Raw genomic sequence first — 18,562 nt, 5'->3', positions numbered from 1 at the left:
AAAATAGTTTAATTATAGTCTTTTTTTACGACCACGATTTAAAACCTTATATTCTTCATAACACTCACTAATAGCATCTAATATTTGTAAGTCATTAGCTGTTGTTACAAACTCTTCCGAGTAGTTGCATTGGCTAACAATTTCGTCTAAATCAACTTTATTAACACCAAGTAATGCTATCAACATTTCTCTGTCAAAGCGTGTAGCTAACGTGTTACGTATATTATCATCCTCTTTCATTTTTTTTAGCTTTCTAAGCTCTTTCCCTTTATTACTAAAGGTATTGTATAAAAAGTCAAGCGGATTAAATATTGATCCTAAAACCTTAGTTACAGCACTAGGTTGCTTTTTTCCGGCTTCATAACCATTAGAAAGACCTGAAATACTATATCTATAATTTGTGTTAATATTTACTTGCTTAATGTCTACTTCTAAATAACCTGTTAATTTTAATCCAGTAACAACAACTTCTTCGAGAGCTAAAGCTAACTCTGTAAGTGTAATAGTAGATTTTTCGATTTGATCAACCCAGTCGTTAGTTACTTTAACTTTAATGGATTTAAAACCTAAATAGGATAGGTGAAGGGTATCATTTGCTTGTGCACGCAATTCAAATTCACCTTTATCATTTGTAGCTGTACCTATAACTTGATTTAGATTAACAATGTTTACGTTTTCTAAAGGTTGTCTTGAAGTGGCATCAATAATTATACCTTTGACAGTAGATTCTGCTTTTACAGCAGAAGAGTCAATACTTTTTTTGATAGAAGTTACTACTTTTGTGTTTTCTTTTTTAGTTTGAGAAAAACCAAAAGTTGTGCTTAAACCAACTAGTAAAATAAATAAGTAGTACTTCATGTATGAAATTTCAGTTATAAAAATAACAAAGAAAACGCTATAAATAGCGTCTTCTTTTATTTTTGACTAAATATTAACAAAAAGGTTTAATTTTAAGTTAACTAGTAGGTTGTATTAATCTTTACGTCTAGAGCGTGTAGGTCTAGAGTGCGAGGTTTTAAACTCTGATTTATCTCTGTTAGAACGACTAGATCTCTCAGAACTACTATCGCTACTTCTGCGTCTGTCACTTCTGTTACCAGAACTGTCATCGCTTCTTCTAGACGATCGTCTTTCTCCTCTTGGTTTATCGTCACGACGTCTTCCGCCACCACTTCCACCATCGCGACGTCTTCCGCCACCTCCACGGTTTCTATCACGACCACCACCACGACTTCCGCCTCTGTCTTCTGTAACTTCTACATTAACAAAACGTCCGTTGTCCTTGTAGTCTGTAAAGAATGCTAAGACTTTTTCTTGGTGTTCTTTTTCAGTATTAAAGAAAGAGAATGTTTCTTTAACATCAACTTTAAATACATCATCACGACCTAAATTTAAAACTTCTTTTAAGAAATCTTTTAATTTCATCCAGTCATAACCATCTTTTTCTCCAACGTTAATAAAGTAACGTGCAGCACTTCCAGAAGATTGTGATCTTCCTTCACGACCACCATCACGTCCAGAGTCTCCAGCTGTAACGTTTAGGTTTTTAGATTTTTGATAGTAATTAAAGAAACGTGTAAACTCTACAGAAAAGAATTTTTTAATTAACTCTTCTTTAGATGTATCAGCAAACAACGCGTTGATGTCTTCTAAATACTTGTCAATTTCGTGATTAATTTCTGTGTTATGTATTTTGTTTGCTAAAGACATTAATTGTACTTCGCAAATTTCCATTCCGTTAGGAATTTCTTTTAATTCAAATTTTTGATTGATAATACGTTCGATACTTTTTAAACGACGTACTTCACTTTTAGAAACAATTACCATTGATACACCAGTTTTACCTGCACGACCTGTACGACCAGAACGGTGTGTATAAGTTTCTATCTCGTCACTTAATTGGTAATTAATTACGTGTGTAATATCATCTACATCAATACCACGTGCAGCAACATCTGTTGCAACAAGCATTTGGATTTGACGAGATCTAAATTGTTTCATCACAATATCACGTTGGTTTTGTGATAAATCACCATGTAATGCTCCTGCACTATAACCATCTTCGATTAAGTTTTCTGCTACTTTTTGAGTATCACGTTTTGTTCTACAAAATATAACCGAAAAAATATCTGGATTAGCATCTGCTAAACGTTTTAAAGCTTGGTAGCGATCACGTGCATTTACTAGATAGTATTCGTGCGATACGTTATCTGTACTTTGGTTTTTATGACCAACAGTAATTTCTTGTGGGCTGTTCATAAAATCTCTTGCAATACTTGCCACTTCTTTTGGCATAGTTGCAGAGAATAACCATGTGTTTTTGTCTTCAGGAGTACCAGCTAAAATATCTGTAATATCTTCTTTAAAACCCATGTTTAGCATCTCATCTGCTTCGTCTAAAACAGAATATTGAATTTTAGTAATATCTACTAAACGACGGTTGATCATATCTTTCATACGACCAGGAGTTGCTACAATAATTTGTGCACCTCTTTTTACTTCTCTTGCTTGATCCGTAATACTTGATCCTCCATAAATAGCAACAACGTTTAACCCTTTAAGGTGTTTTCCGTAAGCTTTCATCTCGTTAGCAATTTGTAAACATAGCTCACGAGTTGGAGATAATATTAAACCTTGTGTAGTACGACTGTCTACATCAATTTTTTGTAACATTGGAAAACCAAATGCTGCAGTTTTACCAGTTCCAGTTTGCGCTAACGCTACTAAATCTGTTTCTTGGTTTAATAAAATTGGGATTGCTTTTTCTTGTACTTCAGATGGTGTTTCAAAACCTAAATCTGCAATACCTTTTAATAGATCTTCGTTTAGACCTAAATCTTGGAATGTGCTCATTCTTTTATAGTATGTATTTCAATGTCAATCTGTTTGGTGTTACAAATAGAAGCGCATTGAATATACTTAACCTAAACTTCTAATAACACATCCTCTCTCTGAGGAATAAAATAACCCTCTTGGGTTTTTCAAGGTGCAAAGGTACGTTTTTATTTCTGATATTCAATTTTTATTATTTTATCCTCTGTAAGTGCACTAAATAAAAGGCGTAAGTGTTTTTGTGACTATGATGAATACATTACAAACAGTCATGAAATTAACCTTGAAAAGATAATTATTGGCTTAATTGAATTCAATTTGTTAAATCCTGTAACCTATTTAAAGATTATTAAGAAAATTGACTAATAATTGTACCGCTTTACCACGATGTCCAATACTGTTTTTTTCTGTTAAATCCATTTCGGCAAAAGTGTATGTGTATCCATTTGGTTTAAAAATGGGATCGTAACCAAAGCCTTTTTCTCCATACTTAACTGTAGTAATTTTGCCTTTACAAATACCAGTAAACGTGTCTAATTTGTTATTTATGTGTAACGCAATGACTGTTTTGAATTGTGCGTTTCTATTATTTTTACCTGTAAGATTGGTTAATAATAAATCCATATTATCGCTGTCGTTGCGTTGTGGTCCAGCGTATCTGGCACTAAAAACGCCAGGTTGTCCATTTAAAGCATCTACTTCTAATCCTGTGTCATCTGCAAAGCAATCATAACCATAGTTTTGTTTGATATATTCTGCCTTTTGTATAGCATTACCCTTGATATCTGGTTGGGTTTCTGGTACATCCTCAAAGCATCCAATATCTTTTAGGGTAAGTAGTTTTATGTGTGAAGGAATTAAAGCTTGGACTTCTTTAACTTTATTTAGATTATTAGTAGCAAAAACAAGTTGCATGTATATAATTTTTGATTATTAATTTAAATTGATTTACCTATGATGGTATGGTTCGTTCCTTAAAATGGTAAAGCCACGATATAATTGCTCGATAACAAATAGACGTACCATTTGATGAGAAAATGTCATTTTAGATAGCGATATTTTTCCTTGTGCTTTGGCATAAACTTCTGGGCTAAATCCATAAGGACCACCAATTACGAATACTATTTGTTTTGCTCCAGAATTCATATGTTTTTGTAAATAATCTGCAAAACCAACGCTGTCAAATTGTTTGCCATTTTCGTCTAATAATATTAAAATATCCGTAGGTTTAAGTTTGCTTAAAATTAGTTCGCCTTCTTTCTGTTTTTGTTGGTCTTCGCTAAGGTTTTTTACTTTTTTTAAGTCTGGTATAATTTCTAAATCAAAACCTATATAAAAGCCTAATCGTTTTGTGTAATCATCAATTAACTGTTGTAGTTGTTTATTGTCTGTTTTGCCTATAGCAAGCAGTTTGATAGTCATATGTTAATTTTAGAATTAGTTTGATGTGTTACTAAAAGCAGTGTTTGCTGTTATGGTAAAATTCATATTTACTAAATATACCTTTTCCTTCGGTAAAATTTTTAGTGTTAGACGCTTCAAGGTCGGCTTTAAATTTTGTCCAATCGTCTGTTTTAAGTAGCTTTTCAAATTTACTATTTGTTAGATGTCCACCACTTAAAAAGTATTCGCCATCAGATTTAATTATTAGTAGGTTATAATTATTCTGAACGTCAAAAAACTTGTTTTTAAAAGCGCCTTGATCTTTAATCCATTCAAAATCCACATAAGTACTTAAAGCGTTTTCTTCAGTTTTGTACATATGAACAAAATCTAATGGATAGCGTTTTTCATATTTTTCAATACATTTTTCTCTTCTTTTTTGCCAATCTGCTCTTTCTTCTTTAAATATGTCTTCATTAAACGGATGACTTTTTACTTGTCTTACATACACTTTGCCTGAGCCTCTATAAAAAGACTCTGTTATTTTGTGTTTAGTATGAATTTTTTCTGCTCTTTCAAATCCAAAAATCGAATCATAATATTTTATAACAATGTATTTATTATCCTTAGTATTGTTGGATTGAGATTGTATTAAGGTCTTAATTTGATCGTATTCATCAACCTTTAATTTGCCAAAACGATACATTGGAGAAAGCTTATTTACAGTCAAACTATCTGTTTTGTATTGTAAACATTTTTTTGTAATCCCTTTGCATTTTTTATAATAGCTAATAGAATCCATTGTTGTAAAATCTTCATCTATGTAAACTGAGTTTTGACTAAGCATAGCAGTACAAAAAAGAAAAATTAGTAGCAGAAAAAAAGTAGAACGATTAAACATGGGTGTATTATTTAGGTTTGAAGTTTACTAACTTAGTATTGTAAGTGATTAAAGGTCAATAGTGATAGATTTATTTTCAAAAATAATGTTTCTTAAATAATTATTCAACAAGCATTTGTTATTTTTACATCAAATAAGAAACACATGATAAGTCAAGCCCAATTTGATAAAGAAATAGATTTAATCATTACCAACGCGATTAGAGAAGATGTTGGCGATGGTGATCATAGCTCATTATCTTGTATTCCTGCTACTGCAGAAGGTAAAGCAAAATTGTTAGTTAAAGACGATGGTATTATTGCTGGTGTCCAGTTTGCTAAACAAGTATTTAAATATGTAGATCCAAACCTAGTTGTAGAGACTTTGATTGAGGATGGAAGCAGAGTGAAATATGGTGATATTGTATTTTATGTTACAGGTGCATCACAATCTATATTAAAAGCAGAACGTTTAGTATTAAATGCTATGCAACGTATGAGTGCTATTGCAACAAAAACAAGACAATTTGTAGATTTGTTAGAAGGCACAGGTACTAAAGTTTTAGACACACGTAAAACTACTCCAGGTATTAGAGCTATTGAAAAATGGGCTGTAAAAATTGGAGGAGGAGAAAACCATAGATTTGCACTTTATGACATGATTATGTTAAAGGATAATCACATAGATTTTGCAGGAGGCATCACAAAAGCTATTGATAAAACAAAGCAATATTTAAAAGAGACCAATCGTGATTTAAAGATAATTGTAGAAGCTAGAGATTTAGACGAAATTAAAGAGATTTTAAAATCGGATGGCGTTTACAGAATCTTGATAGACAATTTTAATTACGAAGACACTAAAAAAGCAGTTAAATTAATTGGTGACCAATGTTTAACAGAAAGTTCTGGTGGTATTAATGAAAAAACGATTAGAGAATATGCCTTATGTGGTGTAGATTTTATCTCTTCTGGTGCATTAACGCACTCGGTTTATAACATGGATTTAAGCTTAAAAGCAGTTGATTAATACATCCTGTAACAGTACAATAATTTTATCTAAATAATGTCTCAAGCAATAGAAGAAAAGCTTAGTAAAATCCCTGTGGTTAACCTTTTGGTTAAGCTATTAGGTAGGTTTAAATTGCCTGGACTAGAAGGTTTGTCATTATACGATTTAATAGAGTTGTACATTATTGGTATCGCTAGAGGAGCCTTAACAGCACGAGCAAGTGCAATTGCTTACAGCTTTTTTATGGCGTTATTTCCGTTTTTGTTATTTGTAATTATTGTTATTCCTTATATTCCAATAGAAGATTTTCAAACAGATTTTTTGGTGTTTTTAGAATCTATTTTACCGCCAACCACATCAGATTTTTTCTCGGATAATATATTTAACAATATTGGCGGAAATCAAAATGGAGGATTATTATCATCCGTATTTTTATTATCCATTTTTTTAATGGCTAATGGTATTAATGCTTTATTTTCTGGGTTTGAAAACTCGTATCACGATCAATTAACACGCAATGTGTTTAAACAATATTTTTACGCATTAGGCATTGCGTTAATTTTGTCGTTTTTACTAATTATAACCGTTGCTGTTTTAGGTTATTTTAATATCTATGTAATCGATAATTTAACCAATCATGGTTATATTGCCAAAAGGCAAGTTAGTATATGGAGTACGTTGGCACAATACGGATTTTTTGTAGTCATGGTATACATAGCAACAGCAGTGTTGTACTATTTTGGTACAGCAGAAGGGAAGTCGTCTAAATTTTTCTCGATTGGTGCATTATTTACTACCATTTTAATTTTAGTAACCTCCTTTTTATTTGGTGTTTATATTGAAAATTTTGCTCAGTATAATGAGTTATATGGATCAATTGGAGCATTATTAATTTTATTATTTTATTTATGGCTTAATGCTAATATTTTGTTATTAGGTTTTGAGTTAAACATGTCTTTAAAACAACTACGTAAAAGTTTTTAATTATGAAAAAGAGTATCATTATTGTAATAGTATTAATCTTTGGTTTTTCAGTAAACGCACAAGATATTTTAGGAAAATGGAAAACCATTGATGACGAAACTGGAGAGGCTAAGTCTATTGTTCAGATTTACAAAAAAGACGGAAAGGTCTTTGGCAAAATTATCGAGATTTTTAATAAAGAAAGACGTGACTTACCTTGCGTAAAGTGTAAAGGTGACGATTATAATAAGCCAATTTTAGGTTTAGATATTATTAAAAGTATGACCAAAGATGGTAAATACTTTAAAAACGGAACTATCGTAGATCCGCAAAATGGTAAAGAGTACGATTTAAGACTAATCGTAACAGATGAAGGAAAACTTCAGGTTAGAGGCTATATTGGTTTTTTCTACTCGACACAATATTGGGAAAGAATACAATAATATATTAATTAAACACAACAGCCTAACCATTGCATTTTATAGATGTCATACTGCCAATACCATTAGAAAAACGTTTTACATATAGTATCACGCAAGCAGAAAGCGAGTTTTTAACTATTGGTATGCGTGTGTCTATCCCTTTTGGGAAAACAAAAATTTACACAGGTATTGTAGCTGCAATACATCAAACAGCACCTGTTATATATGAGGCTAAAGAGATTCATCAAATTTTAGATGAACAACCCATTGTAACCCAAACACAATTACAATTGTGGCATTGGATTGCTAAATATTACATGTCTACAGAAGGCGAAGTAATGCGTGCAGCTTTACCAAATGCTTTTTTGCTTGAAAGCGAAACTATAATAAGTAAAAACAATGCTTTAGATTTAAATGAGAACGATTTAAAAGACGACGAGTATTTGATTTACGAAGCATTGCAGCATCAATCGTCGCTTAAAATTCAGGATATTTCTAATATTTTGGATAAAAAAAATGTGCTTCCGGTTGTCAAGAGATTAGTAGAAAAAGAAGCTATTATTTTAAATGAAGAAATCTACGATAAGTATAAACCAAAATATGTTAGATATGTCAAGCTAACAGACGCTTACAATAGTCAAGAAGCATTAAATCAATTATTAGAAACGTTAAGTAATCGTGCTAAAAAGCAACGTGACGTTGTGCTTACATTATTTTCTATTTCGGCAAAGACCAAAAAACCTGTTAAAGTAACAGATTTGATCACAGAAAGTCAAGCGTCTTCTGCAACCGTAAAGGCTTTAATTGATAAAAATGTTTTGGAGGATTATCATATCCAAACAGATCGTGTGGTGTATGAAGGTGAGGATACTGAGGATTCAAAAGCATTAAATCAGTATCAAACTGAAGCATTGCAAGAAATTCAGACTAGTTTTCAAACACAAAATGTTGTGTTATTACATGGTATAACATCTTCCGGTAAAACAGAAGTATATGTAAAACTGATAGAAGCTGTTATAAGTAAAGGACAACAGGTGTTGTATTTATTGCCAGAAATAGCATTAACAACACAATTAGTAACACGACTTCAAAATTACTTTGGAGAGCAGGTTGCAGTGTTTCATAGCAAGTATTCTGCTCATGAGCGTGTTGAGGTTTATAACCAAGTGCTAAATAATTCCGCGAAAGCGAAAATAATTTTAGGAGCACGATCGTCCATTTTTTTACCATTTAACGATTTAGGTTTAATTATCGTCGATGAGGAGCATGAGTCTTCCTTTAAGCAGTTTGATCCAGCACCACGTTATCATGCCAGAGATGTCGCTGTAGTTTTAGCTTCAATATTTAAAGCAAAAACACTATTAGGAAGTGCAACTCCAAGTATTGAAAGCTATCACAATGCACAAGATAAAAAATACGGTTTAGTCGAAATAAATCGACGATACAATAACGTGCAATTGCCTGATATCGAGCTTGTAGATATTAAAGATAAGCAGAAACGGAAAAAAATGAAAGGTCATTTTTCTGATAGATTAATAGAAGAAATGACTGAAGCTATTGCAGATGGACATCAGATTATATTGTTTCAAAACAGAAGAGGATATTCTCCAATTGTAGAGTGTAATACGTGTGGACATTCGCCACAATGCCCTAACTGTGACGTTAGTTTAACTTATCATCAATACCGCAAACAATTACGTTGCCATTATTGTGGTTATAATAGTGCTATGCAGCTAAAATGTATGGCGTGTGGTACACCAGGTTTAGATACTAAAGGTTTTGGTACAGAGCAAATAGAAACCGAAGTCAAATTACTGTTTCCAGATCTTAAAGTAGGTCGTATGGATTTGGATACTACAAGAGGTAAGTTTGGTTACGAAAAAATTATTACAGCTTTTGAGCAGCAAGAAATTGACGTTTTAGTTGGTACGCAAATGTTAACTAAAGGACTTGACTTTAGAAACGTCAAGTTGGTAGGAATAATGAATGCCGATAATATGTTAAACTTTCCGGATTTTAGAGCGCATGAAAGGAGTTTTCAGTTAATGTTACAAGTTTCTGGTAGAGCAGGACGTACCCAAAAACAAGGAAAAGTATTAATCCAGACGTATAATCCTTACCATAAAATTTTGCAGCAAGTATCTACCAATGATTATATTGGAATGTATAAGGAGCAACTGGAAGAACGTTATAATTATAAATATCCACCATTTTACAGATTAATTAAAATAACGATTAAGCATAGGGATTATAATAAGGTAGATTTGTCAGGAGATTGGCTAGCAAAAGCATTAACACAGTTGTTTAAGCATAATGTTTTAGGACCAGAGTTTCCGCCAATATCAAGAATAAGAAACCAGTATCATAAAAACATTTTAATAAAGATTCCGCAAGGTCAACCCTTAGGTAAAACTAAAGAAGCTATCAAAAAAGTACATACTAGTTTTGAGGCTATTGGTAATTTTAAAGGTGTTAGAGTTGTTATTAACGTCGATAACTATTAAGTTTAATTAACTACTAGGTATAAAAAAAACCTGCTTTTAAAAGCAGGTTTTTTTTAGGGCATTTTATTTTGTGATTAGATACTGTTTAAAGCATCTACTAATTGTGTTTTTTTGTTTCTACTTAACGGGATTTCATAAGCACCAACTTCAACATTTTTACTGTTAAAGCGATCAACCTTGTCAAGGTTTACAATGTAAGACTTATGGATTCTTAAAAACTTACCGTCAGGTAATTCGCTTTCAAAAGCTTTCATTGTAGATAATACCACTAAGCTTGTATCCTCAGTAACTAGTTTTACATAGTCACCAAGTGCTTCAATCCATTTAATATCTCTGATATAAACTTTTCGCTTTTTAAGATTACTCTTAACAAAGATATGTTCTCCTTCCTCTTGGTTATAATCTAACTTTAATTTATGATGCTCTACAGCTTTATCAACAGCTTGACTAAAACGTTCTCTAGTAATAGGTTTTTGTAAATAATCAGTCGCATCGTAATTAAATGCCTTAAAAGCGTATTCTGTTTTACCTGTAACAAAAACAATTTGGGGTTTATTGTTAAGTACGTCAAGTAATTCAAAACCATTTAAAACAGGCATCTCAATATCTAAAAAGATAAGATCAACTTTGTGGGTATTTAAACCGTTTTTAGTCTCTAAAGCACTGCTGTATTCAGCAATTAAATTTAGATGATTATTATTCTCTATTAATTTTACAATAGAAAGTCTTTGTATCGCTGAATCATCAACTACTACACAATTTAATATCATAGTATATGTTCTTTATAGGTTAAGTTATCGACAATAGTACAAAAAAAAGGGATTAAAACCAAAAAACATCGCTAAAATGTAGTTTTTAACATTTAGTTAAGACTTTTAATTGGCTGTAAATTAAGTTTAAATTTAGATTAAAAACTATTTGTGGGATTAAATAAAAAGAAGTATTTTTGCACTCATTTTTAACACAAATAAATTAGATTTTTATGAATCATTATGAAACTGTTTTCATCTTAAATCCCGTTTTATCTGAAACACAGATAAAGGAAACAGTACAGAAATACGAAGAATTTCTTGTATCTAGAGGAGCAAAGATGGTATCAAAAGAAGATTGGGGACTTAAAAAGTTAGCTTACCCAATACAAAACAAAAAAAGTGGATTTTATCACTTATTTGAGTACCAAGTAGAAGGAGAAGTAATCAATCCTTTAGAAGTAGAGTTTAGACGTGATGAGCGTTTTATGCGTTACTTAACTGTAACTATGGACAAACATGCAGTGTCATGGGCGGAACGTAGAAGAGTTAAACTTAAACAAAAAGCGTAATTATGTCAAGTATAGAACAACAATCAAAAGGAAAAAAAGAAGGAGAAATTAGATATCTTACTCCTTTAAATATTGAAACTAACAAAAACAAAAAGTATTGTCGTTTCAAAAAGTCTGGTATCAAGTATGTAGATTACAAAGATGCAGATTGGTTATTAGGATTTGTTAACGCTCAAGGTAAAATTTTACCAAGACGTTTAACAGGTACGTCATTAAAGTATCAAAGAAAAGTGTCTGTAGCTGTAAAAAGAGCACGTCACTTAGCTTTAATGCCATACGTAGCAGATTTATTAAAATAAAAATATCATAACAATGGAACTTATATTAAAACAAGACGTTGAGAATTTAGGATTTAAAGACGATGTTGTAACGGTTAAGAACGGTTATGGTAGAAACTTTTTAATCCCTACAGGTCATGCTGTTTTAGCAACAAAATCTGCTAAAAAAGTATTAGAAGAAACTTTAAAGCAACGTGCTTACAAAGAGTCTAAAGAAGTTGAAGAAGCTAATAAAGTGGCTGAAGCAATAAAAGCTTTAGAAATTAAAATCGCTGCTAAAGTTGGTCAAGGAGACAAATTATTTGGATCTGTAAACAACATTGACGTTGCTGAAGCATTAGCTAAAGAAGGTCAAGACATCGATAAAAAATACATTTCTGTAACTACAGTTAAGCGTTTAGGTAAATATAACGCAGCAGTACGTTTACACAGAGCTGTAAATGTTGATTTAGAATTTGAAGTTGTAGCGCAAGCATAACTTAGATTTGTTAACAATACGTTAATAAATTATATCATAATATTAAAGCCACTCTATTTAGAGTGGCTTTTTTTGTTATATTTTTGTTAAATATTATGCACGCATAATGTCTAACAAACACACAACACAATGAAAAAACTAAATTTAACTATAGCTTTATTGCTATTTACAGTATTAAGTTTTGCACAAGTTACCACAGCTAATATTAAGGGACTTATTACAGAAGACGCTAATATGCCATTATTTGGAGCTAATGTTGTTGCTATCCATGAGCCAACAGGAACAAAGTATGGTGCAATTACAAATTTGGATGGTCGTTACAATTTACTTAACCTTAGGGTTGGAGGACCATACAAAGTATCTATAACCTATGTTGGTTTTAAAGATCAAATTTTTTCTGATGTATATTTAACATTAGGTAAAACAACAAATTTAGATGCGGTTATGAGTTCTAGTGAAGTATCGCTAGATGAGGTCGTAATTACAGGATCGTCTTCCGGAACGTTTGGAAGTGATAGAACAGGAGCAGAAACAAGTGTTGGACGACGTGAATTAACTACGTTACCAACAATTTCTAGATCAGCTTCAGATTTTACTAGGTTAGAACCGTCATCATCAGGAAACTCTTTTGGAGGTAGAAACGACCAGTTTAACAACTTTACACTGGATGGAGCAGTATTTAATAATCCGTTTGGATTAGATGCAGCAACTCCTGGAGGTCAAACAGACTCGCAACCAATATCTTTAGATGCTATCGATCAAATACAAGTATCATTAGCGCCTTACGATGTGACATTATCTGGTTTTACAGGTGCTGCAGTAAATGCAGTAACAAAAAGTGGAACTAATGAGTTTCATGGTACAGTTTATGGTTTTACAAGAAATGAAGACATGACTGGTGGTAAAATAAGAGGAGAAGACGTGTTTCAATCAGATTTAGAGCAGAATCAATACGGAATTAGTATTGGAGGTCCAGTAATTAAAAATAAATTATTCTTTTTTGCAAACTTTGAAAAAGATGAGCGTTCAGATTTAGGAACAAACGGATTTGCTCCAAATAGAGGGACAGGTGCAATTAATGAAAGTCGAGTAGAGTTAGAAGACTTATTAACTGTACAAAATGCATTATTGGATTTGGGATATGATCCAGGAAGATTTGAAGGATTTAATTACGACTCAAACTCTACTAAAGGATTATTTAAATTAGATTGGAATATTAATGATAATAACCGTTTAGCGGTAATTTATAATTTTTTAAATGCCTCTAAAGAAAAGCCAGCCCATCCATCTGCATTAGGATTTAGAGGTCCTAATACTAATACACTACAATTTGAAAATACGGGTTATGAAATTAATAACAATATACAGTCAGTACAAGTTGAGTTAAATTCTACTTTATCAGGAAATGTGACTAATAAATTTCAAATGGGTTATACGCATTTTGATGATTTTAGAGACGCATTATCTTCACCAGCACCAACGATTACAATTACAGATGGTGGATCAAACTATATAATTGCTGGTCATGAGCCATTTTCAATTAATAATAGATTAGACCAAAAGGTGTTTCAATTTTCTAATAATTTAAATTATGTAGAAGGTGATCATACATATACTGTTGGTTTTTCATATGAAAAATTTCAATTTGATAACTCTTTTAATTTAGGTGCTTATGGTGCACAAGGGGTTTTCTTCCCAACCACAACAATGGATGATTTCCAAAACTTTGTGGATTCTGGTCAATTACAAAATTTATTTAACGAAGCTGCTGCTGCAGATGCTAGTTTACAAGCAAACGGAGAAGGTGTTGCAGGAGGATTTGCTCTGGCAGAAACTAATGTTGGACAATTAGCATTTTATTTACAAGATGAATGGAATGTTACAGAAAACTTTAAATTAACCTATGGTGTAAGATTTGATAAACCATTATTTTTTGATTCTTCTACAAAAGCACAAGAGGTTATCGACAGAGCATGTTGTTACTCTCCAGGTATTGAGTATATCAATCCAAATACAGGAGAAGGTGTGTTTTTAGATAACACTAAAATGCCTTCAAACAAAGTGTTAATTTCTCCAAGAGTTGGTTTTAATTACGATGTAAAAGGAGATAACAGTTTTCAAGTACGTGGTGGGACAGGATTATTTACAGGTCGTTTACCATTTGTTTGGTTAGGTAATCAAATAGCTAATCCAGAAGTATTTTTTTACCAAGTAGTAGATCCTGATTTTAAATTTCCACAAGTATGGAGAACAAACATAGGTACAGATTACAGATTTGAAAACGGTATTATTGCAACAGGAGATATCTCTTATACTAAGGATATTAATGGAGCACACGTTCAAAATTGGGGACTTCGTAATCCGTCAGGAACACTAAATGCTCCAGGAGATACAAGACCAATTTATACCTCAGGTGACATTATTAATAATGCTTATGTTTTTACAAATTCGGATAAAGGACGCGTTTGGAATTTTACAGCTAAAGCACAAAAGACATTTGATAACGGATTGTATACAACTATAGCATACAACTATTTAAATTCAAAAGACGTTAACTCAATTGAAGCCGAAATCACTGGAGATGCTTTTGCATTTAACCCAGTAGTTGGTAATGCTAACAACGACGTGTTGTCTTACTCTAAATATGGAGACACACACCGTTTTATTGGTGTAGCAAGTAAAAAGTTTACTTATGGTAAGGACAAATGGGCTACTACAATCTCTACATTTTTTGAATACGCACAAGGCGGACGTTTTAACTACACTTATGGAGGAGATTTAAATGGAGATGGATCTAACTTAAATGATTTGTTATATGTTCCAACTTCTTCAGAGTTACAACAAATGCAATTCTCAGGTGCAGGTCAAGCAGAAGCTTTTGAAGCGTTTATCCAACAAGATGATTACTTAAGTGATCGTCGTGGTGATTATGTAGAGCGTTACGGAGCATTAGCACCATGGAGAGGACGTTGGGATTTAAAATTATTACAAGACTATAAATTTAACGTAGGTGGAGATAATTATAACACAATCCAATTTAGCGTTGACATATTAAACTTAGGTAACTTATTAAATAGTGATTGGGGAGTAGTACAACAACCAACATCTGTACAACCAGTTGGTGTAGATGTAGATGCATCTGGTGTGCCAACCTATACCTTTACAGGTGTAACCGAAACTTTTTCATACGACACAAGTCTTTTGTCAAGATGGCAAGCACAATTTGGAGTTAGATACATTTTCTAGTCCATACGTCACAGATATTTTTTAAATTTGCGCTCCTTTACAGGAGCGCATTTTTTTTACACTAAAAAATATAAAAACCAATACTCAATGAAATTATTAAATCGCTTTCGCGGAAAGCAAGCCATTAACCCAATATATTTTTTATTAATTGCAATTAGCTTTATATCGTGCAAGAATAATGATAAAAAGGCAACTGTTGTAAATGAAACAGTAGTTACAACACCAAAACTAAAACCTTCTGCTTTAATTAACACGTTTAAATATACACCAGAGCAAGACGTTATTATCAGTGTGCATAGAGGTGGTAAAGGGTTAAAAAACTATCCAGAAAACTGTTTAGAAACCTTAAAATACATTAACGATAGCATACCTGCTATTTATGAAATTGATGTCGCACAAACTAGAGACAATGTATTAGTGCTAATGCATGATAATACTTTAGAGCGTACAACCACAGGAACAGATAGATTAAATAAATATACTTTTGAAGAGCTTCAGGCTTTTAATCTGCAAGATGATTACGGTAATGAGACTACTTTTAAAATTCCAGCATTAAAAGACGTTTTAGTATGGGCTAAACAAAACAATGTCGTGTTAACTTTAGACAAGAAAAAAAGCGTGTCTTTTGATGCTATTGTAGCATTAGTAAAACAAGTAGAAGCAGAAGATGTATCAATAATTATAACTTATGATATGGAGCAAGCAACAGAAGCACATAAATTAGCACCTAATTTATTACTATCTGTTTCTGCCAGAAATCAAAAAGAATTAGATTGGTTATTACATTCTAACATACCAACTCAAAATATGTTAGCCTTTACAGGTACTAAGTTATCACCAAATGACTTTTATAAAACAGTACAATCTCATGGTATTAAAACTATTTTAGGAACTTTAGGTAACTTAGACAAACAAGCTCAAGCTAAAGGAGAAGTACCATATACCATATGGAAAGACAAAGGAATAGATGTTTTTGCAACAGACAGACCTTTTGCGGTCGCTAAAGCGTTAAATATTAAGAAATAGAAAAAATGAAGTATTCTAGACTTACAAAAGAACAATTTGAAGAATTACATAAAGAGTTTATAAACTTTTTAGCAACACAAACTATTACAGCAGACGAGTGGGAAACTTTAAAAAAAGATAAACCAGAAGTAGCAGAACAGGAGCTAGATGTTTTTAGTGATTTAGTTTGGGAAGGTGTCTTAAACCAAGTAAATTATGTGGAGCAAATATCTGCACATAACTTACACTTATTTACTTTTAATGACGACCATATGCACGTCATAGGTATCAAGATAGATGGTCCAATAGATGTTACAACACCAGATGGTTTTAATTGGTTGCGCGAAAATTTAATGGACGAGTCAGTAACATTTACACAAGGTAAAAAGGACTATTCTCAGGATAAAAACTTAGATAAATTTAAGCTTATTCAATCAGGAAGTGCTATTACTAAAGGAGAATTGTATGAGTACATGAATAAGTTAATCAACTAACTAATTCCTGAAAACACAATAGTCCTTAAAAGAAATTAAAATTAAAACCAGTATTTTTGTTATTCTGTTAAACCTACAGAATATTAAAAGTAACACTAAAAAAATCCTTATAATATAGGGAATATATATGGCACAAAAACCAAGTATACCAAAGGGAACAAGAGATTTTAATCCAGAAGAAGTTGCAAAACGTAACTATATATTTAGTACTATAAAATCACAATTTCAACGTTTTGGATTTCAGCCAATAGAGACGCCAAGTTTTGAAAATTCTGATACCTTAATGGGTAAATATGGAGAAGAAGGTGATCGTTTGATTTTTAAAATTTTGAATTCTGGTGACTTTTTATCAAAAGTAGACGAGCCATTATATGCTTTAAAGGATTCAGGAAAAATAACACCAAAAATCTCAGAAAAGGCATTACGTTATGACTTAACAGTGCCATTTGCAAGATACGTAGTGCAACACCAAAACGAAATAGAGTTTCCGTTTAAACGTTATCAAATGCAACCTGTTTGGCGTGCAGATAGACCACAAAAAGGACGTTTTAGAGAGTTTTATCAATGTGATGCAGATGTTGTTGGTAGTGATAGTTTATGGCAGGAAGTAGAGTTTGTGCAGTTGTATGACAACGTTTTTACAGCTTTAAAGCTAGAAGGTGCTACAATCAAAATTAACAATCGTAAAATATTATCTGGTATTGCTGAGGTTATTGGAGCAAGTGATAAGTTAATCGATTTTACCGTTGCTTTAGACAAATTAGATAAAATAGGAGAGGATAAGGTAAAGGAAGAAATGCTTGGTAAAGGTATATCTCAAGACGGTATAGCTAAGCTTCAACCTTTGTTTACTTTAAAAGGTGATTTTGGGTCGCAAATAGAGAGTTTAAAATCTATTTTAAGTACCTCTGAAGAAGGTCAAAAAGGAATAGAAGAGTTAAGTTTTATTAATGAGGCTATAACTGCATTAGGTTTAAATTCTGCTAAATTACAGTTAGATGTAACCTTAGCTAGAGGTTTAAATTATTACACAGGAGCTATCTTTGAGGTATCTGCACCAGAAGGTGTAGCAATGGGATCTATTGGTGGAGGAGGTCGTTACGATGATTTAACAGGAATATTTGGTCTTAAAAATGTAAGTGGAGTAGGCATTAGTTTTGGATTAGATCGTATTTATTTAGTTTTAGAAGAATTAGGTTTGTTTCCAGAAACTATTACAAAATCTACAGAAGTATTGTTTATTAACTTTGGTGATAAAGAATCCTTATTTAGCTTAAAAGCAATTAAAGATTTAAGAGAAAATAATATAAATGCCGAGCTGTATCCTGATAGTGCTAAAATGAAAAAGCAAATGAATTATGCCAATAAGCGTAACATACCATTTGTTGTTTTAGTAGGAGAGGAGGAACTTAAAAATAATCAATTCACTCTTAAAAATATGATTTCAGGGGAACAGGATAAAGTAAATTTAGAGGTATTAATTACTAAGTTGAGATAATTGTTTCTTGGATTTTTCTTTAGACATAATTATCGATTTTGTTCTTAGATTTTCAGGTCAAACTATAAGATGGTTGTTTTATCCAGGAAAAATTAAGTTTAAAGATTTAAATAACAGTGTTTATAATTATATTTTGTCAGTACTTTTTATTCTGGTAATAGTCATTATTCTTAATGCTTAAATAGTATAAAATTAAAAAGCCGAAACATATGTTTCGGCTTTTCTTTTTAGTGAATTATAAAATGATTTG

General features: G+C 31.9%; 17 protein-coding genes. 11 read left to right on the top strand and 6 right to left on the bottom strand.

Annotated features, from left to right (window positions below):
* Positions 1-12 precede the first annotated feature (12 nt).
* The 5 genes from V6251_RS03135 to V6251_RS03115 form a co-directional block, all read right to left on the bottom strand.
* A complete protein-coding gene (locus V6251_RS03135) occupies positions 13-858 on the bottom strand; it encodes a carboxypeptidase-like regulatory domain-containing protein (protein ID WP_341586998.1) in 846 nt (281 codons plus the stop codon).
* Positions 859-972: 114 nt separating this feature from the next.
* Positions 973-2,853, bottom strand: coding sequence for a DEAD/DEAH box helicase (locus V6251_RS03130; RefSeq protein ID WP_341586997.1), 1,881 nt, complete (start codon positions 2,851-2,853; stop codon positions 973-975).
* Positions 2,854-3,171: 318 nt separating this feature from the next.
* On the bottom strand, positions 3,172-3,747 hold the full coding sequence (locus tag V6251_RS03125) for a non-canonical purine NTP diphosphatase (protein ID WP_341586996.1): 576 nt from the start codon (positions 3,745-3,747) through the stop codon (positions 3,172-3,174).
* 33 nt (positions 3,748-3,780) lie between these two features.
* Complete coding sequence (gene rlmH / locus V6251_RS03120) at positions 3,781-4,254, bottom strand: 23S rRNA (pseudouridine(1915)-N(3))-methyltransferase RlmH (RefSeq protein WP_145002106.1); 474 nt, start codon at positions 4,252-4,254, stop codon at positions 3,781-3,783.
* A 31-nt stretch (positions 4,255-4,285) separates the two neighbouring features.
* Positions 4,286-5,062: a hypothetical protein gene (locus V6251_RS03115; protein ID WP_341586995.1), complete on the bottom strand. Its 777-nt coding sequence runs from the start codon at positions 5,060-5,062 to the stop codon at positions 4,286-4,288.
* A 198-nt stretch (positions 5,063-5,260) separates the two neighbouring features.
* On the opposite strand from V6251_RS03115, the gene nadC reads away from it, so the two are divergent.
* The 4 genes from nadC to priA are packed head-to-tail and all read left to right on the top strand — an operon-like array spanning position 5,261 to position 9,992.
* On the top strand, positions 5,261-6,121 hold the full coding sequence (gene nadC, locus V6251_RS03110) for a carboxylating nicotinate-nucleotide diphosphorylase (protein ID WP_341586994.1): 861 nt from the start codon (positions 5,261-5,263) through the stop codon (positions 6,119-6,121).
* A gap of 36 nt (positions 6,122-6,157) precedes the next feature.
* On the top strand, positions 6,158-7,087 hold the full coding sequence (locus V6251_RS03105) for a YihY/virulence factor BrkB family protein (RefSeq protein ID WP_145002103.1): 930 nt from the start codon (positions 6,158-6,160) through the stop codon (positions 7,085-7,087).
* Between the two features lie 2 nt (positions 7,088-7,089).
* Complete coding sequence (locus V6251_RS03100; protein ID WP_145002102.1) at positions 7,090-7,509, top strand: DUF2147 domain-containing protein; 420 nt, start codon at positions 7,090-7,092, stop codon at positions 7,507-7,509.
* A 29-nt stretch (positions 7,510-7,538) separates the two neighbouring features.
* Complete coding sequence (gene priA / locus V6251_RS03095) at positions 7,539-9,992, top strand: replication restart helicase PriA (protein WP_341586993.1); 2,454 nt, start codon at positions 7,539-7,541, stop codon at positions 9,990-9,992.
* A 74-nt stretch (positions 9,993-10,066) separates the two neighbouring features.
* Here the strand turns inward: priA and V6251_RS03090 are convergent, their stop codons facing one another.
* A complete protein-coding gene (locus tag V6251_RS03090) occupies positions 10,067-10,762 on the bottom strand; it encodes a LytR/AlgR family response regulator transcription factor (RefSeq protein ID WP_145002100.1) in 696 nt (231 codons plus the stop codon).
* Positions 10,763-10,974: 212 nt separating this feature from the next.
* On the opposite strand from V6251_RS03090, the gene rpsF reads away from it, so the two are divergent.
* The 7 genes from rpsF to hisS all read left to right on the top strand — a co-directional run bounded on the left by rpsF (position 10,975) and on the right by hisS (position 18,312).
* A complete protein-coding gene (gene rpsF / locus V6251_RS03085; protein WP_145002099.1) occupies positions 10,975-11,313 on the top strand; it encodes a 30S ribosomal protein S6 in 339 nt (112 codons plus the stop codon).
* A 2-nt stretch (positions 11,314-11,315) separates the two neighbouring features.
* A complete protein-coding gene (gene rpsR / locus V6251_RS03080; RefSeq protein ID WP_028281796.1) occupies positions 11,316-11,612 on the top strand; it encodes a 30S ribosomal protein S18 in 297 nt (98 codons plus the stop codon).
* A gap of 13 nt (positions 11,613-11,625) precedes the next feature.
* The gene (gene rplI / locus V6251_RS03075) at positions 11,626-12,069 is read left to right on the top strand and encodes a 50S ribosomal protein L9 (RefSeq protein WP_145002098.1); all 444 of its coding nucleotides are present in this window, start codon (positions 11,626-11,628) and stop codon (positions 12,067-12,069) included.
* Positions 12,070-12,198: 129 nt separating this feature from the next.
* Entirely contained in the window at positions 12,199-15,315 is a 3,117-nt protein-coding gene (locus tag V6251_RS03070; RefSeq protein WP_341586992.1) for a TonB-dependent receptor, read from the top strand.
* A gap of 87 nt (positions 15,316-15,402) precedes the next feature.
* Positions 15,403-16,341 carry a glycerophosphodiester phosphodiesterase family protein gene (locus V6251_RS03065; RefSeq protein WP_341586991.1) on the top strand — a complete coding sequence of 313 codons (939 nt, stop codon included), beginning with the start codon at positions 15,403-15,405 and terminating at the stop codon, positions 16,339-16,341.
* A 5-nt stretch (positions 16,342-16,346) separates the two neighbouring features.
* Positions 16,347-16,814, top strand: a complete 468-nt coding sequence (locus tag V6251_RS03060) for a DUF6495 family protein (RefSeq protein ID WP_341586990.1) — start codon at positions 16,347-16,349, stop codon at positions 16,812-16,814.
* Between the two features lie 127 nt (positions 16,815-16,941).
* Entirely contained in the window at positions 16,942-18,312 is a 1,371-nt protein-coding gene (hisS, locus tag V6251_RS03055; protein ID WP_341586989.1) for a histidine--tRNA ligase, read from the top strand.
* Positions 18,313-18,562: the final 250 nt, after the last annotated feature.

This window comes from Olleya sp. Ti.3.14, from assembly GCF_038154885.1.
Classification (GTDB): Bacteria; Bacteroidota; Bacteroidia; order Flavobacteriales; family Flavobacteriaceae; genus Olleya.
Note: the sequence above shows the minus strand (reverse complement) of the source record. Positions and strands in the feature narration are given on the sequence as shown.

Coding starts and splice junctions, on each gene's coding strand:
- V6251_RS03115 (WP_341586995.1), bottom strand. CDS start 5,062: ATGCTTAGTCAAAACTCAGTTTACATAGATGAAGATTTTACAACAATG.
- V6251_RS03105 (WP_145002103.1), top strand. CDS start 6,158: ATGTCTCAAGCAATAGAAGAAAAGCTTAGTAAAATCCCTGTGGTTAAC.
- rpsR (WP_028281796.1), top strand. CDS start 11,316: ATGTCAAGTATAGAACAACAATCAAAAGGAAAAAAAGAAGGAGAAATT.
- V6251_RS03060 (WP_341586990.1), top strand. CDS start 16,347: ATGAAGTATTCTAGACTTACAAAAGAACAATTTGAAGAATTACATAAA.
- V6251_RS03090 (WP_145002100.1), bottom strand. CDS start 10,762: ATGATATTAAATTGTGTAGTAGTTGATGATTCAGCGATACAAAGACTT.
- hisS (WP_341586989.1), top strand. CDS start 16,942: ATGGCACAAAAACCAAGTATACCAAAGGGAACAAGAGATTTTAATCCA.
- nadC (WP_341586994.1), top strand. CDS start 5,261: ATGATAAGTCAAGCCCAATTTGATAAAGAAATAGATTTAATCATTACC.
- rplI (WP_145002098.1), top strand. CDS start 11,626: ATGGAACTTATATTAAAACAAGACGTTGAGAATTTAGGATTTAAAGAC.
- V6251_RS03130 (WP_341586997.1), bottom strand. CDS start 2,853: ATGAGCACATTCCAAGATTTAGGTCTAAACGAAGATCTATTAAAAGGT.
- rpsF (WP_145002099.1), top strand. CDS start 10,975: ATGAATCATTATGAAACTGTTTTCATCTTAAATCCCGTTTTATCTGAA.
- rlmH (WP_145002106.1), bottom strand. CDS start 4,254: ATGACTATCAAACTGCTTGCTATAGGCAAAACAGACAATAAACAACTA.
- V6251_RS03065 (WP_341586991.1), top strand. CDS start 15,403: ATGAAATTATTAAATCGCTTTCGCGGAAAGCAAGCCATTAACCCAATA.
- V6251_RS03100 (WP_145002102.1), top strand. CDS start 7,090: ATGAAAAAGAGTATCATTATTGTAATAGTATTAATCTTTGGTTTTTCA.
- V6251_RS03135 (WP_341586998.1), bottom strand. CDS start 858: ATGAAGTACTACTTATTTATTTTACTAGTTGGTTTAAGCACAACTTTT.
- V6251_RS03070 (WP_341586992.1), top strand. CDS start 12,199: ATGAAAAAACTAAATTTAACTATAGCTTTATTGCTATTTACAGTATTA.
- V6251_RS03125 (WP_341586996.1), bottom strand. CDS start 3,747: ATGCAACTTGTTTTTGCTACTAATAATCTAAATAAAGTTAAAGAAGTC.